The 13,362-nt window shown below is 76.5% G+C and carries 11 protein-coding genes; all 11 read right to left on the bottom strand.

Features of this window, described 5'->3' with window-relative positions; all coding sequences use genetic code 11:
• Positions 1-21: 21 nt before the first annotated feature.
• Positions 22-876: a glycosyltransferase family 2 protein gene (locus tag H958_RS0118640; RefSeq protein WP_028059770.1), complete on the bottom strand. Its 855-nt coding sequence runs from the start codon at positions 874-876 to the stop codon at positions 22-24.
• Between the two features lie 30 nt (positions 877-906).
• Positions 907-1,839, bottom strand: a complete 933-nt coding sequence (locus tag H958_RS38545; protein ID WP_196807430.1) for an SDR family NAD(P)-dependent oxidoreductase — start codon at positions 1,837-1,839, stop codon at positions 907-909.
• A gap of 1,484 nt (positions 1,840-3,323) precedes the next feature.
• Positions 3,324-4,382: a glycosyltransferase family 9 protein gene (locus H958_RS38540; protein WP_081686042.1), complete on the bottom strand. Its 1,059-nt coding sequence runs from the start codon at positions 4,380-4,382 to the stop codon at positions 3,324-3,326.
• A 6-nt stretch (positions 4,383-4,388) separates the two neighbouring features.
• The gene (locus tag H958_RS0118625; protein WP_028059769.1) at positions 4,389-5,078 is read right to left on the bottom strand and encodes an SDR family oxidoreductase; all 690 of its coding nucleotides are present in this window, start codon (positions 5,076-5,078) and stop codon (positions 4,389-4,391) included.
• Positions 5,068-6,501, bottom strand: a complete 1,434-nt coding sequence (rfaE2, locus tag H958_RS0118620; protein ID WP_028059768.1) for a D-glycero-beta-D-manno-heptose 1-phosphate adenylyltransferase — start codon at positions 6,499-6,501, stop codon at positions 5,068-5,070. Before rfaE2 ends, H958_RS0118625 begins: the two co-directional genes overlap by 11 nt.
• The gene (locus H958_RS38535; protein WP_156028090.1) at positions 6,498-7,040 is read right to left on the bottom strand and encodes a D-sedoheptulose-7-phosphate isomerase; all 543 of its coding nucleotides are present in this window, start codon (positions 7,038-7,040) and stop codon (positions 6,498-6,500) included. The genes rfaE2 and H958_RS38535 overlap by 4 nt, the downstream gene beginning before the upstream one ends.
• 101 nt (positions 7,041-7,141) lie before the next feature.
• Positions 7,142-8,365, bottom strand: coding sequence for a glycosyltransferase (locus tag H958_RS0118610; RefSeq protein ID WP_028059767.1), 1,224 nt, complete (start codon positions 8,363-8,365; stop codon positions 7,142-7,144).
• Positions 8,365-9,276, bottom strand: a complete 912-nt coding sequence (locus H958_RS0118605) for a glycosyltransferase (RefSeq protein ID WP_028059766.1) — start codon at positions 9,274-9,276, stop codon at positions 8,365-8,367. The genes H958_RS0118610 and H958_RS0118605 overlap by 1 nt, the downstream gene beginning before the upstream one ends.
• Positions 9,273-10,277, bottom strand: coding sequence for a glycosyltransferase family 9 protein (locus tag H958_RS0118600; RefSeq protein WP_196807429.1), 1,005 nt, complete (start codon positions 10,275-10,277; stop codon positions 9,273-9,275). The genes H958_RS0118605 and H958_RS0118600 overlap by 4 nt, the downstream gene beginning before the upstream one ends.
• Positions 10,274-11,683, bottom strand: coding sequence for an HAD-IIIA family hydrolase (locus tag H958_RS0118595; RefSeq protein ID WP_037410713.1), 1,410 nt, complete (start codon positions 11,681-11,683; stop codon positions 10,274-10,276). The genes H958_RS0118600 and H958_RS0118595 overlap by 4 nt, the downstream gene beginning before the upstream one ends.
• Entirely contained in the window at positions 11,680-13,302 is a 1,623-nt protein-coding gene (locus H958_RS0118590) for a carbamoyltransferase family protein (RefSeq protein WP_028059763.1), read from the bottom strand. Before H958_RS0118590 ends, H958_RS0118595 begins: the two co-directional genes overlap by 4 nt.
• Positions 13,303-13,362: the final 60 nt, after the last annotated feature.

The raw sequence follows: 13,362 nt of genomic DNA, 5'->3' as shown, positions 1-13,362 counted from the left end.
GCCAGGTCCCGGCGGCGCGGGTCAGGCGTCTTCGAGCCGGCGGCGCATCGCCTCGACGTGCGGCGGGTTGACGCGGCGCTCGCGCAGCACCCAGACGGCGCCGGCGAGGGCGCCCCGGATCGCGCAAAGCGTCGTCGGGTCCGCGGGGGCGCGGGCGATGGCGCCGGCCGACGCGCGCGCGGCGGCGCCGAGCGGGCGGCGCAGCCAGGCCGTCCAGAGCGCGTTGCGCAGCATGATCTCGCGCCGCTTCGGGCGCCCGCCGGCCGCGGGCGGCGGATGGTGGTGGGCGATGATCTCCGGCACGTAGGAGAGCTGCCAGCCGGCGGCCGCGAGATCGAGGCCCAGCAGCTCCTCCTCGCCGCCGACGGCCAGCCGCTCGGAGAAGCCTCCGACCTCGAGGAACGCGCTGCGGCGGACGACGGCGGCGCACGCGACGAAGCCGAGGATCGGGTGACCGGGCTGGCCGGCGGCCGCCGGCAGCGGCGACGCCGCCATCGCGACGCAGGTCGCGTCGTCGCGTTCGTCCGCCCCGACGAGCACGTGCGCCTGGACGACGGCGAGACGGGGATGGGCGTCGAGCACCGCGGCGGCGCGCGTGAGCGCGCCGGGCGTCCACCACGCGTCGTCGTCGCTGAACGCGACGTACGGGGTCTCGGCGGCGCGCACGCCGGCGTTTCGCGCCGCGCCGCCGAGGTTCGCGGGGAGGCGGATGACCCGCACCGGCAGCACGGCCAGCGCCTCCGCCGTCCCGTCCGCCGACGCGTCGTCGACCACGATCACCGGCGGGCGCTCCGGCAGCGCGAGGTGGCGCGGCACGCTCTCGAGCAGCTGCGGCCGGCGGTTGCGGGAAGCGACGACGATGGTGACCGCTGGCACGGCGGTGTCCTACCTCGTGGCGGCGCGCAGCTATCGCTCGCGTCCCGCGAGGCCGCGCAGCGCGCCGCCCGCCGCGTCCAGCAGCGCCTGGGCGAGCGTGCGGCGGTGGCGGGTGCGCCACTCGCCGTCGACGCCCTCGAGCTCGGGCACGGGCTCCAGCACGTTGCCGGCGGTGGGGGCGGCTGGGCGGACGCAGAAGTTGCCGCCGGAGAACGCGCCCGGCGCGAAGCGGTGATACAGGCCGGGCGCGAGGCTGTGCAGGTACTCGAGCAGGCGCCCGGCGGGTCCGTAGGTCACCTCGCGCTTGGGGTCCTGCGCGCACTGCACGATGCCCTCGGCGACACGCCAAGGATCGGTCACGGGCGGGATCGGGCGGGTCGCGCGCCCGGTGAAGTTGGCGGCCTGGCGGAAGATCGGCGTGTCGACGGGGGAGGGGAGGATCGTCGCGACGCCGATGCCCGGCTCGTCGCGCAGCTCGTGGCGCAGGCACTCGCTGAACGCCCGCACGGCGAACTTGCTCGTCACGTAGGCGCTGACGTCGGGCGAGGTGACGCGCCCCCACACGGAGGAGAGGTTGACCAGCACACCGCTGCCCTGGCGGCGGAACTGCGGGATCGCGGCGCGCGCGCCGTGGACCTGGCCCATCAGGTTCGTCTCGATCACCGCGCGGAAGACGTCCGACGGGACCTCGTCGAAGCGGCCGTACGCGATCACGCCCGCGCTGTTGACCCACGTGTCGATCCGCCCGAAGCGCGCGATCGCCTCCTCCGCCAGCCGCGCGACGGCGGCCTCGTCTCTCACGTCGGTCGGAACCGCGAGCGCGTTGCCGCACTCGCGCGCAGCCTCGCGCAGCGGAGCCGCGGCGCGCGCCGCCAGCACCACGCTCGCGCCCCGTCGCGCGAAGAGTTGCGCCGCGGCGCGGCCGATGCCGCTGGAGGCGCCGGTGATGACGACGACGGGCACCCCGGGGGCGTACCCACGGGCGTCCCGCCGCATCCGCGCGGTTGGGGCCCGGCCGCGGGGGGCGGTGATTTGCGGCTCGGGTCGGCGATCGCCGCGGCGGTCCCGTGAATCGCCGCGCGTTCGCGCGTTCGCCGCGCCGCGATGCCCGCGACGCCCCGCGCGCCCGCGAATCGCCGCGACGCCACGGCGGTCGCCGCGCCGCGATGCCCGCGACGCCGCGCGCGCCCGCGAATCGCCGCGCCTCCCCGGCGAACGTCAACTGCGCGGTAAGGGCGTGAGTTCGATCGCGTCCGACCACTATTTCCGCCTCATCGATAACGATTCAATTGTCCTCGCCTGGGGGGTCCCGGGGGTGCCCCACGAACCTTGAACCGGCCATTCGTCGAGACCGTCGCGCCGGGGCTCCCCGGGCTGGGAACTGCGCACTAAGGAGAGGCGGCTGTCTTGCCTCCGGCCGCTCAGGAGGACGACCGCGCCGTCTCCGCCGGGCCCGCCTGTCCGCGCGGAGCGGTGACGCGGACGCGCGGTGTGCGGCCGCCCCGCTCGATCTCCGCGAGGGTCAGACCGCGCCGCGATGATCGACCACGTTCTGTCACTGAGTCCGGGTGAACGCGCATGTTCGATCACGCTCGCTCGCGCCGTGTGGGGGGTGCGTCACGTTTCTCAAGCTATGTATCGATAAACGTGACGCACCCCTCGGCGGCCCGCGAAAAAACGATCACGCGGCCTCGCGAGCCGGGGACGCGACCCGTCCCCACCTCCTTACTGCCCGCCGTTCGCCGATCCCGTGGCGGCAACGACGGCTTGCACCGCGCAATCGCCGCGCCGCGCGGCTCCAGCAGTCACGCGGGCGGCCCTCGCTCTGCCCGCCGCGCCGGGCGGCGCCGCCCCGAATAGTTCGAAGGTTTGTAGGGCACCCCGTCGAGCACGGTGATCGTTTGGCGAGCGGCTGGCCTCCTCGCTTCGCCGCAGCCCGGGTCTCCGCGCGCGCCCCGGCCGACAGCGCGGCCAGCACGTCCTCGACGCTGCGCTTCAGCAGCGGCGCCGGCTTGCGGCCAGGTCCGTCTGCCCGGCGAGCCCGTCGGCGATGCGCGGACCAGCTCGCGCTCGCCCGCGTCGCCGGTGACGACCACGTCGTGCCCCGCCCCGGGCTCGACCCACGCGATCGCGCCCAACGCTCGGTCGGCCAGCGGTGCGCCTCGCTCGCGGGGCGTGACATTGAAGTCGAGATCGCCGCTTCACGCTTGTCATCGCCGCCGGGCCGACGATCGCCGCGACGCCCCGCGGCGAATCGCCGCGACTGCGCGGTAAGGGCGTGATTCCGATCGCGCCCGATCACCGCGGGGCGCTCACCGATCGCGATCGATCGCCTGCGCCCAGACGGTCCCGGGGGTGCCCTACGAACCTTCGAATGGTTCGAAGGTTTGTAGGGCACCCCGTCGAGACGGTGATCGGTTGGCCGCGCGGCCGGCCCCGCGCTTCCCTCACCTGCCGCCGTTGACGTTCGCCGGAACCCGCGGTCTCCGCGTCCGCCCCGGCCGACACAGCGCGGCGAGCACGTCGTCGACGCTGATCTCCAGCAGCCCCGGATCAGGCGCGTCGGCGTGCGGGTCGCCGCGCCGGCCGGCCCATAGGGCGGTGTGGCGCGAGCGGTCGGGCGGCGGGCCCCATTCCGCCGGCGGCGTCGGGCCGAAGAGGACGACCGAGGGGACGCGGAAGGCGGTCGCGAGATGCCCGACGCCGGTATCGCCGCACAGGACCCGCCCCGCGCCCGCGACCGTCGCCGCGAGCCCGGACAGGTCCGTCTGACCGGCGACCACGGTGGCGCGCGGGACGCCGTCGGCGATGCGCGCGGCCAGCTCGCGCTCGCGCGCGTCGCCGGTGACGACCACGTCGTGCCCCGCCTCGGCCTCGACCCGCGCGATCGCGGCCCAGCGCTCGGCCGGCCAGCGCCGCGCCTCGCTCGCGGCGCCTGGGTGGATGACGGTCGCGCCCGTCGGCGTGACGGGGAGCTCGAGGTCGAGGTCGCCGGGGTCGGCCTCGATCCCGCTCTCGGCGAGCAGCCGGCACCACCGGTGCACCTCGTGCTCGCCCGCGCGCCACTCGGGCCCCGCGTGGTCCCCGCACGCGAACGCGATCAGCCGGCGCGGGCGCGCCGCGAGCAGCCGGACGTGGCTCTGCGGCCCGCGGCCATGGAGGTTCACCGCGACGTCGGCGCCCGGCGGCGGGTCCGGCCACAGCTCGAAGCCCGTGCGCGACAGGGCGACCAGCGGCGCCAGCACCGCCGGGGCGACGAGCACGCGCCGGTGCTCCGGGAAGGCGCGCGCCAGCGCCCGCAGCGCGGGGATGCCGGTGAGGAAGTCGCCGAGTCCGAGGTCGCGCAGGGCGACGAGGATGGGGCCGGAGCGCCGCCCGCGGTCGCCGCCGGCCGCCGGCGGCGCACCGTCGCCGCCGGCTGCCCGCCGCGCGTCATCTCCCCACGCCGCGGGCCGTCGCGCGCGGTCTCCCGCCCGCCCTGCGCGTGTCTCAGCAGCCCCCGGCATCCCGGGTCACGGCCACGACGGCTCCGCCGACGGCGTGATCACGAGCTCGCGCAGTTCGACTCCCGGCGGGCGCCGGAGCGCGAACACGACGGCGTCGGCGACCTCGCTCGGGTCGTTGAGCCGCTGGTCAGGGGCGGGCTTGAACTCCTCCGGGCGGTCATCGAAGAAGCGCGTGCGCATCCCGCCCGGGACGAGCATCGTCACGCCTACGCGATCGCCGAGCTCGAGCGCGAGTGCGCGGGTGAAGCCGACGACGCCGAATTTGCTCGCGCAGTACGCGGTCGCGGCGGGCAGTGCGCGCAGGCCGAGCGTGGACGCGACGGTCACCACGCGGCCGTGCGAGCGCTCGAGGTGGGGGAGCGCGGCGCGGACCACCGAGACGGTGCCGAGCAGGTTGACCATGATCACCTGGTCCCATGCCTCAGGCTCGATGTCCGGGAGCTCGCCGCAGGCGTCGATGCCGGCGGCCGTGACCACAGCGTCGAGGCCGCCGTGGCGCTCCGCGACGCGTGCGACCGCGGCCTCCGCCGCTCGTGGGTCGGCGAGGTCGACGCGCTCCCACGCGAGGCCGTCGTCCGGCTGGGCGCGGTCGAGCACGACCGGCGTCCCGCCTTCCCGCGCGACGGCGTCGGCGACCGCCGCCCCGAGTCCCGACGCGCCGCCGGTGACGAGCACCGTCCCGAGCTCAGCCGACATGCGCCGCCGCCTTGTCGATCAGCCCGCTGGTCGAGCGCCCGGCGACGTACGGGACGAGCACGGCGCGACCGCCCCAGCTCGCAAGCACCTCGGCCTCGGGCAGGTCGGACAACGCGTAGTCGCCGCCCTTGACCCACACGTGCGGCCGCAGCTCGGCCAGCACGCGCGACGGGTCGTCCTCGCCGAACACCACCACCGCGTCGACGCAGGCCAGCGCGGCGAGCACGGCGGCGCGGTCCTGCTCGTCGACCAGCGGGCGGTCCGGGCCCTTCAGGCGCGCGACCGACGCGTCGGAGTTCAGGCACACGATCAAGCAGTCGCCGAGCGCGCGGGCGCGCTCGAGCATGTGGACGTGCCCGGCGTGCAGGAGATCGAAGCAGCCGCCGGTCGCCACGACGGTGCCGCCGGAGCGGCGCACGCGCGCGGCGAGCTCGACGGCGTCGCCCGACGGCACAGCCGCGCTCTCGCGCCCGACGTACGCCGAAGCCGCTTCGACCGCGGCGCGCACCGCCTCCGAGGGAAGCGCGCCGGCGGCGATGCGGGCTGCCGCGGTCATCGCGAAGCAGTCACCGGCGCCGCACGGATCGCCCTGCACACGCGGTGCGGGCACGGCCAGCGCAGGTCCGTCGCCGTCGACGAGCACGGCGCCCCGGCTGCCGAGCGTCACGCACACGGCGACGGCCCGCCAGCGGCGCAGAAGCGCCCGGGCGGCGGTCTCGCCGGCGACGAGGTGGGTGGCGCCGCCGGGCGGCGACCCGGCGGTGGCGCCGGGCGGCGATGCGGCCGGGGCGCCGAGGGCGCCGCCGGGCGACGATGCGGCGGTCGCGACGAGGGAGCCGCCGGGCGGCGACGCGCCGCTCTCGCCGTCGCCCGCCGCGGCCAGCGCCTCCTTCAGGTTCGGCGTCGCCAGCGTCGCGCCCGCGACCGGCGCGGCGCCGTGCGGATGGGGGTCCCAGACGAGCGGGACCTCGCCGCAGAGGGCGTCGCGGACGGTCGGCTCGGACGTGATGCCGCGGCCGTAGTCCGAGACGAGCACGGCGTCGGCCTCGGGCAGCCGGTCGAGCGGGCCGCAGCCCGTCGCCGGGCCGCCGTGGTCGAGCCGCAGCAGCGACTGGCCGCCCGCGCGGACGCGGACCTTCTCCGGCGTGGGCCCGCGCAGCCCGAGATCGAGGACCTCGACGCCGGCGGACTCCAGCAGGTGCCGCAGCTCCTCGCCCGCGGCGTCGCGGCCGAGCGCGCAGACGAGCGTCACGGCGTGCCCGGCGCGGGCGGCGAGCGTCGCGGCGAGGCCCGCGCCGCCGGCGCGCGGCACGGCTTCGATGGCGTCGATGACGGGAACGGGCGCGTCGGGGGCGAGCCGGTCCGCGCGGCCCTCGAGGTCGCGGTCGAGCAGGGCGTCGCCGACGATCGTCAAGCGGCTCATCGCGGCAGCACCGCCTTCATCACCGCGGCATCGAAGGCCGCGCACAGCAGGTGGATGGCGATCAGGTGGATCTCCTGGATGGTCGGGGTGTGCGGGGAGTCGACGCAGAGCGCGTCGTCGCAGCGGTCGAAGAGCGGGTTCGGCGACGGCCCGGTGAGGCCGAGCACGGTCATGCCGCCCTCGCGCGCGACCTCGGCCGCGGCGATGACGTTCGGCGACGCGCCTGAGGTGGAGAGCGCGATCACGACGTCGCCGGGGCGGCCGTGTCCGGCCACCTGGCGCGCGAACACCTGCTCGGCGCCGTAGTCGTTGCCGATCGCGGTCAGCGCGGGGCCTTCGCTGCAGAGCGCGAGCGCGGAGAACGGCGGGCGGTCATCGCGATAGCGCCCGACCAGCTCCGCCGTCAGATGCTGCGCCTGCGCCGCCGAGCCGCCGTTGCCGAGCGCGAGCAGCCGCCCGCCGCCGCCGAGCACCGCCGCCAGCCGCACGCCCCAGCGCTCGAGCCGCGCGACGTCGAGGTCGGCGAGCGCCGAGGACAGCGCGTCGACGTGGTCGCGGGCGGTGAAGCCGCGCGCCGCCGGCGGCGCGGCGACGGACGCCGCGCCGTCGCGCGGGAACGGCGGGCGGCTCGCGAACCGCGTCACCGCGCCGCCTCCCGCCCGCGCCCGCGCCGGATGAACCGCGTGCGGGTCCGCGCGACCTCGGCATACACGTCGCGCGTGGCGCGCGCGATGCGGTCGAATCCGTAGCGCGTTCGCGCGCGCTCGGCTCCCGCCGCGCCCAGCTTCGCGCGCCGCTCCGGGTCCGCGAGCAGCGCCCGCAGCGTCGTCGCGAGCGTGTCCGGGTCGCGCGGCGGCACGTGCACGCCCGTGACGCCGTGCACGACCGAGTCCGTCTGGCCGCCGACCGCCGACGCGACGACCGGCACGCCGCACGCCATCGCCTCCAGCGGCACGATCCCGAACGGCTCGTACCACGGCACGCACACGACCGCGTCGGCGGAGCGCAGCAGCGCGGGCATCATGTCGCGCGCGACGCGCCCGCGGAATACGACGCGATCAGCGACGCCCGAGGCCTCCGCGAGCGCACGCAGCCGGCGCACCTCCGGATCGCGGTCGAGGTCCTCGAGCGCCGGGCCGCCGGCCACGTGCAGCTCCGTGTCCGGCACGTCCGCCAGCGCGCTGATCGCGTTCCCGACGCCCTTGCGCTCCACGAGCCGGCAGGCCGCCACCAGCCGGTGGCGACCTGCGGTCCGCGGCTCGGCCCGCCCTGGTCCGAAGCGCTCGAGGTCGACGCCGCACGGCACGACCGTGATACGGCGCCGGTCCGCGTCCATGCGCAACAGCTCGAAGACCTCGTCGGTGCACGTCGCCACGAGCCGGTCCACCGAGGCGGCGATCCAGCGCTCGGTCGCCAACCGCCCGGACGGGCTCGTGTCCTTGACGCCCTGGTGGCGGCGCTTGACCGTCCCGAGCGCGTGGAAGGTGTGCACCACGGGGATGTCGTCGGCCGCGTGCAGCGCGGCGAGCGCCGACATCCAGAAGTGGCTGTGGATCACGTCAGGCGGCTCGGCGGCCCACTGCCGGCGCAGCTTCTCGGCGAACGCCCCCATGTGCGGCAGCAGCTGGTCCTTCGGCAGCTCGGACGCAGGCCCCGCGTCGACATGGTCGACCTCCACGCCCGGCGCGAGCTCGACGCGCCGCGGCAGCGCCGGATCGTCGCGGCGCGTGTGCACCACGACCTCGTCGCCGAGCCGCCCGAGCGCCGTGGCCAGCGCCGCGACGTGCACGTTCTGGCCCCCGGCGTCCACGCCGCCGAGCACGGCCAGCGGACTCGCGTGCTCGGACACCATCGCGATTCGCATCAGACCGTCACCTCCTCGCGGACGACCTGTGCCAGCAGCGCGTCCCAGTCCGCGAGGAAGCGCGCAAGTCCGTAGCGGGCGAGCGCGGCGGCGCGAGCCGCGCGGCCCCGCTCACGCGCCTCGTCCGGGTCGCCGAGGAGGCGGCGCAGGCCGCGCTCGAGCACGCTCGGGTCGGTCGAGACGATGCCTGCCGGCGGCGGCACAGCCTCATGGACCTCGGTGGTGCCGAGGGCGACGACCGGCATCCCGAGATGCATCGCCTCAAGCAGCGAGAGGCCGAGCGACGTCCAGCGGATCGGATGCAGGTACGCGCGCCGGCGCGCCATCTCATGGTGCAGCGCCGCCTGCGGCAGGTCGCGCGCGGAGCCCATTCCGAACAGGTCCAGCGGCTCGAAGCGCGGCAGCAGGTCGGTCCCGGTCACGCGCCCGCGCCGCCGGGCCTCGTTGATCACGACCGCGGCGCGCGCCAGCTCGCCGGTGTAGCGCTCGCCGGGATCGACGACGCCGTGCTCGATCACCCGCACCGGCGTCGCGCCCGCGTCCCAGAACAGCGCGTTGAAGTGCGTGACGTGCACGAGCGTGAGGTCCTCGCGGTCGGCGACCGGATGGCGCATCTCGGCGATCCGGCCCTGCGGCGCGTTGTGCTCGACATAGACCGCCGGCGGGCGGTACCCGAGCCACTCGCGCACGAGCGCCTCGTCACGCGGGCGCTGGAGCAGAACGGCGTCGAAATGCTCGCCGCGCAGCCCCTCGGGCGACAGCTCGCTCACGCTCCGCGGCCACGCATAGGTACGCGCGATGCCGACGCCGTCGGCCGAGCGGTCGGGGACGACGGGCACGACGTACTCGTGCCGGCCCTGCACGAACGCGGTCGTCCACGCGCCGTGGACGTGCCACAGCAGGATCCTCATGCCGCCACCGCCAGCGGCGCGAGCCGGTCCACCGCCTCGACGACCTCCTCGACCGTCACGCCCGCGAGGCACGGGTGCCCGGCCACCGGGCACGTGCGCGCGCGGCAGCCGGCGCACGGGACGTCGACGTAGAGCAGCTCGTGCGCCACCAGCCACGGGCGCCAGCGCACGGCGGGGACCGTCGGCGCGAAGAGCGAGACCACCGGCGTGCCGACCGCCGCCGCGAGATGGGCAGGGCCGGTGTTGCCGACGACCACCGCGTCGGCCGCCGCCAGCACGCGCGCGAGCCCGGCGAACGTCGTCGCGCCGCCGAGGTCGACGCCGGCATCGCGCGCGACATACGCGGTCAGGTCGCGCTCGTCCGGCGAGCCCGTGACGACGACGCGCCGTCCCTCTTCGGCGAGTGCGGCGACCAGCTCGGCATGACGGTCAGGCGCCCACGCGCGCGCGGGGACCGAGGCGCCGGGGTGCACGACGACATACGGCTGCGTGGGGGCCGGGGCCGAGCCGGCGGTGACGAACAGCTCGCCCTCGTCGCCCGGCGGAAGGGCGTACCCGGCGGCACGCGCGAGGTCGAGCGCTCGCTCGACCTCGTGGACGTCGTCCGGGACCCGGTGGCGCACGTCGAGCAGCGAGCCCGGGTAGTCGACCGACGTCGCGGCGATCCACGGTACGCCCGCCAGCCGCAGCACGAGCGCGGTGGGGAGCGGGCTCTGGTGGAAGGAGCCGAAGATCACGGCCGCGTCCACGCGCAGCTCCGCGATCCGGCGCACGATCGCGTCGACGTCCGGGCGGTCGACGGGCTCGGGCTCGGGGTCGATCCACGGCGCGCGCCAGCACACGACCTCGTCGACGCCGGGCAGCAGCGCGGCGGCCTGGCGGCCGCGCGGACCGCACAGCAGCGTGACGCGCGAGGCGCCGTGGGCGAGCGCGCGGATCGCCGGCCCGGCGAGCAGGACGTCGCCCTCGTTGTCGAGGCGGACCGCGAGCACGTGGGTCATGCCGCCTCCAGCACCGCGACGGGGTCCTCCAGCAACTGCGCGACGGCGGCGGCCAGGTCCGGGGCGACCTCCGGCGCCGCCGCCACCTCGCCCGCGCGCGTGCGCGCGGTAGGGACCAGCACCGCCCGCGCGCCGGCCGCGCAGGCGGCGTCGACGTCGGCGCCGATGTCCCCGATCACGGCGCAGTCCTCCGGCCCCACGCCGAGGCGCTCGGCTGCGCGGAGGATCAGGCCGGGGGCGGGCTTGCGGCACTCGCAGCCGTCGGACGGGCCGTGCGGGCAGTACTCGAGCGGCCCGAGCGGGCCGAGCAGCTCCTCCATGCGACGGTGGATCGCCTGCACGTCGCGGTGGCGGACCAGCCCGCGCGCGATCCCGCTCTGGTTGCTGACGACGGCCGTCGGGATGCCCGCCTCGCGCAGCCGCGCGAGCGCGTCCGCGGCGCCCGGCATCGGCTCGACGAGCCCGGCGTCGCCGTTGTACGGCACGTCCTCGATCAGCGTCCCGTCGCGGTCGAGCAGCACCGCCTTCGGCCACGGGCGCGGACCGGGCGCGGCGAGCGCGCCGCGCAGCCCGGCGAGGCCGCGCAGCCACCAGGCGCAGGCGGCGAACGGCAGCGCCGCGCTCGTCCACGCCATCGTCATGACCTCGCGCGGCGTTCGCGGGCCGGGAGCGATCCGCGCCCACGCCAGCTCGGCGGTCCCGGCGGCCCAGGCGGCGCCCGCGAGGGCGGCGGCGCGCGGCCGGCGCGCGATCGCCGCGCCGAGCGCGGCGGCCCCGGCCGCCGCGATCGCGAGGTGCCGCGGGCGCCTTCCCGGCGGTGCGCCCGCGCGCTCGCGCCAGTCGCGGCCGTGCAGGGCGCGCATCAGCACGTCGTCCGCGTTGCCCGCCTGCTTGCGCAGCGAGACCGCGGGCCCCGCCGCGCCGACGGGGTGCACGACGCGCCGCGTCCCGCGCTCGAGCCGCAAGCCCGCGTCGAGCATGCGCAGGGCGATGTCGGCGTCCTCGCGGAACGCGCGCGGGAAGCGCTCGTCGAAGCCGCCGACCGCCGCCAGCGCCTCACGCCGGTAGGCCATGTCGGCGGTCGCCCAGCGGGCGTCCTGCAGGCCGGCGACGTTGCGCTCCCAGTCGGTCGGCCGGTCGGGCACCGGCACGACGATCCGGCCCTGGCTGCCGTCGAGTCCCGGGCGCAGGTCGCGGTCGAGCGCCTCGCGCCAGCCGGGCTCGGGCACCACATCGTCGTCGAGGAACACGACCCACTCGGCAGTGACCGCGCGCCAGCCGGCGTTGCGCGCCGCCGCCGGCGCCAGCCCCTGGACGACATGGACCTCCTCACCCTCCAGCGCCTCCAGCAGGCGCGGCAGCGACGGCCGTCCGACGCTAGGGATCACGATCGCGCGCGTGCTCATCGCGTCACCAGGAACGGCCCGATCGCCAGCGCGTCGACGGGGCTCGAGCCGAAGCACTCCAGCGCGTCGCGCGGGTCGTCGACCATCGGCCGCCCCGCCGTGTTGAGCGATGTGTTGACGACGACCGGCACGTCGGTGCGGGCTTCGAAGCGCTCGATCATGCGGGCGACGAGCGGCTCCTGCGCACGGTCCACCGTCTGGATCCGCGCGGTCCCGTCGACGTGCACGACCGCCGGGATCCGCTCCCGCCAGCCGTCCCGCACGCCGTGCGTGAAGAGCATGTACGGCGACGGCAGCGGGCCGTCGAAGATCTCCGCCGCGCGCTCGGCGAGCACCATCGGCGCTACCGGCCGGAACTGCTCGCGGCCCTTGATGTCGTTGAGCTTCTCGAGGTTCTCCGCGCGCCGCGGGTCCGCCAGCAGCGAGCGGTGCCCCAGCGCGCGCGGCCCGTACTCCGAGCGTCCCTGGAACCACGCGACCACGCCGTCGCCGGCGAGCACCTCGGCCGCGGCATCGGCGATGTCGGGCGGCCGCGAGAAGCGCACGCCGGCGACCCGCAGCCGCGCGGCCAGGGCGTCGTCGTCCCACGAGCGGCCCAGCGCCGCGGTCCGCATCGGCGCGACGCGATCGCCGAGCGCGTGCGCGACGTGCATCGCCGCGCCCAGGGCGGTGCCGGAGTCGCCTGAGGCCGGCTGGACCCAGACCCGCTCGAACGGTCCTTCCCGCCACAGGCGGGAGTTCGCCACGCAGTTCAGCGCCACGCCTCCCGCCATCACGAGGTCGCGGTCGCCGGTCTGCTCGTGCAGCCAGCCCGCGAGGTCCAGCAGCACCTCCTCCAGGCGCCGCTGCACCGACGCCGCCAGCGCCGCATGCGCCGCAGTGAACTCCTGGCCCGGCCCCAGCGCCGGCACGTAGCCGGGCAGGTCGACGTCGTCCACCACGTAGCCGCCCGCACCGTCGGCGCGCACGAGCGAGCGCAGCTCGCCAAGGAACGACGGCTCTCCGTAGGAGGCCATCGCCATCACCTTGTACTCGTCGGAGGAGCGGCGGAAGCCGAGGTGCGCGGTCAGCTCCTCGTAGAGCAGCCCGAGCGAGTGCGGCAGCGCCTGCGCGGCCAGCGGCTCGAGCTCGCCGCCGGCCGAGCGCGCCGCCAGATGCGAGGCCGACTCGCCGCGGCCGTCCAGCACGAGCACGCTGCACGGGTCGTACCCCGACGCGAACGTCGCCGAGGCCGCGTGCGCGACGTGATGCGGTATCCAGCGGAAGTCGCCCTCCCATCCCCCGAGCGCCGCGCGCAGGAACAGCGGCGCGCGGCGCGCGTAGAGCGTGCGCAGGCCCTCCCACTCGGCCGCGGTGATGTCCCCATTGGGCTGGAACGCCAGATCGGGGTCGTACGAGTAGGCGACCGCGTCGAGGTCGCCGGGGGCGAGACCGCCCGCCTGCAGGCAGTACGCGATCGCCTGCTCCGGCAGCTCCCAGGTCGAGAAGGCGACCGGCGTCTTGCCGTGCTTGCGGCGCGAGAAGCGCTCCTCCTCGGCGGCCGCGACGATCTTCCCGTCCACCACGAGAGCGGCGGCAGGGTCGTGAAACACTGCGTTGATCCCGAGTACGGCGGTCATCGGTCCCGAACTGCCGAGAAGCGCTTCTCTTCTAACCGCACCGGTCAGAAGGTCGACCGC

This window comes from Candidatus Solirubrobacter pratensis, from assembly GCF_000425945.1.
In the GTDB taxonomy this organism is placed as follows: domain Bacteria; phylum Actinomycetota; class Thermoleophilia; order Solirubrobacterales; family Solirubrobacteraceae; genus Solirubrobacter; species Solirubrobacter pratensis.
This window is presented reverse-complemented; position numbering and strand designations above follow the sequence as displayed.

What these genes read in the sequence shown, in the direction of transcription:
- H958_RS0118600 (WP_196807429.1), bottom strand. Translation starts at nt 10,277, where the DNA reads ATGACCCACGTGCTCGCGGTCCGCCTCGACAACGAGGGCGACGTCCTG.
- H958_RS0118590 (WP_028059763.1), bottom strand. Translation starts at nt 13,302, where the DNA reads ATGACCGCCGTACTCGGGATCAACGCAGTGTTTCACGACCCTGCCGCC.
- H958_RS0118610 (WP_028059767.1), bottom strand. Translation starts at nt 8,365, where the DNA reads ATGCGAATCGCGATGGTGTCCGAGCACGCGAGTCCGCTGGCCGTGCTC.
- H958_RS0118605 (WP_028059766.1), bottom strand. Translation starts at nt 9,276, where the DNA reads ATGAGGATCCTGCTGTGGCACGTCCACGGCGCGTGGACGACCGCGTTC.
- H958_RS38540 (WP_081686042.1), bottom strand. Translation starts at nt 4,382, where the DNA reads ATGCCGGGGGCTGCTGAGACACGCGCAGGGCGGGCGGGAGACCGCGCG.
- H958_RS0118625 (WP_028059769.1), bottom strand. Translation starts at nt 5,078, where the DNA reads ATGTCGGCTGAGCTCGGGACGGTGCTCGTCACCGGCGGCGCGTCGGGA.
- H958_RS0118595 (WP_037410713.1), bottom strand. Translation starts at nt 11,683, where the DNA reads ATGAGCACGCGCGCGATCGTGATCCCTAGCGTCGGACGGCCGTCGCTG.
- rfaE2 (WP_028059768.1), bottom strand. Translation starts at nt 6,501, where the DNA reads ATGAGCCGCTTGACGATCGTCGGCGACGCCCTGCTCGACCGCGACCTC.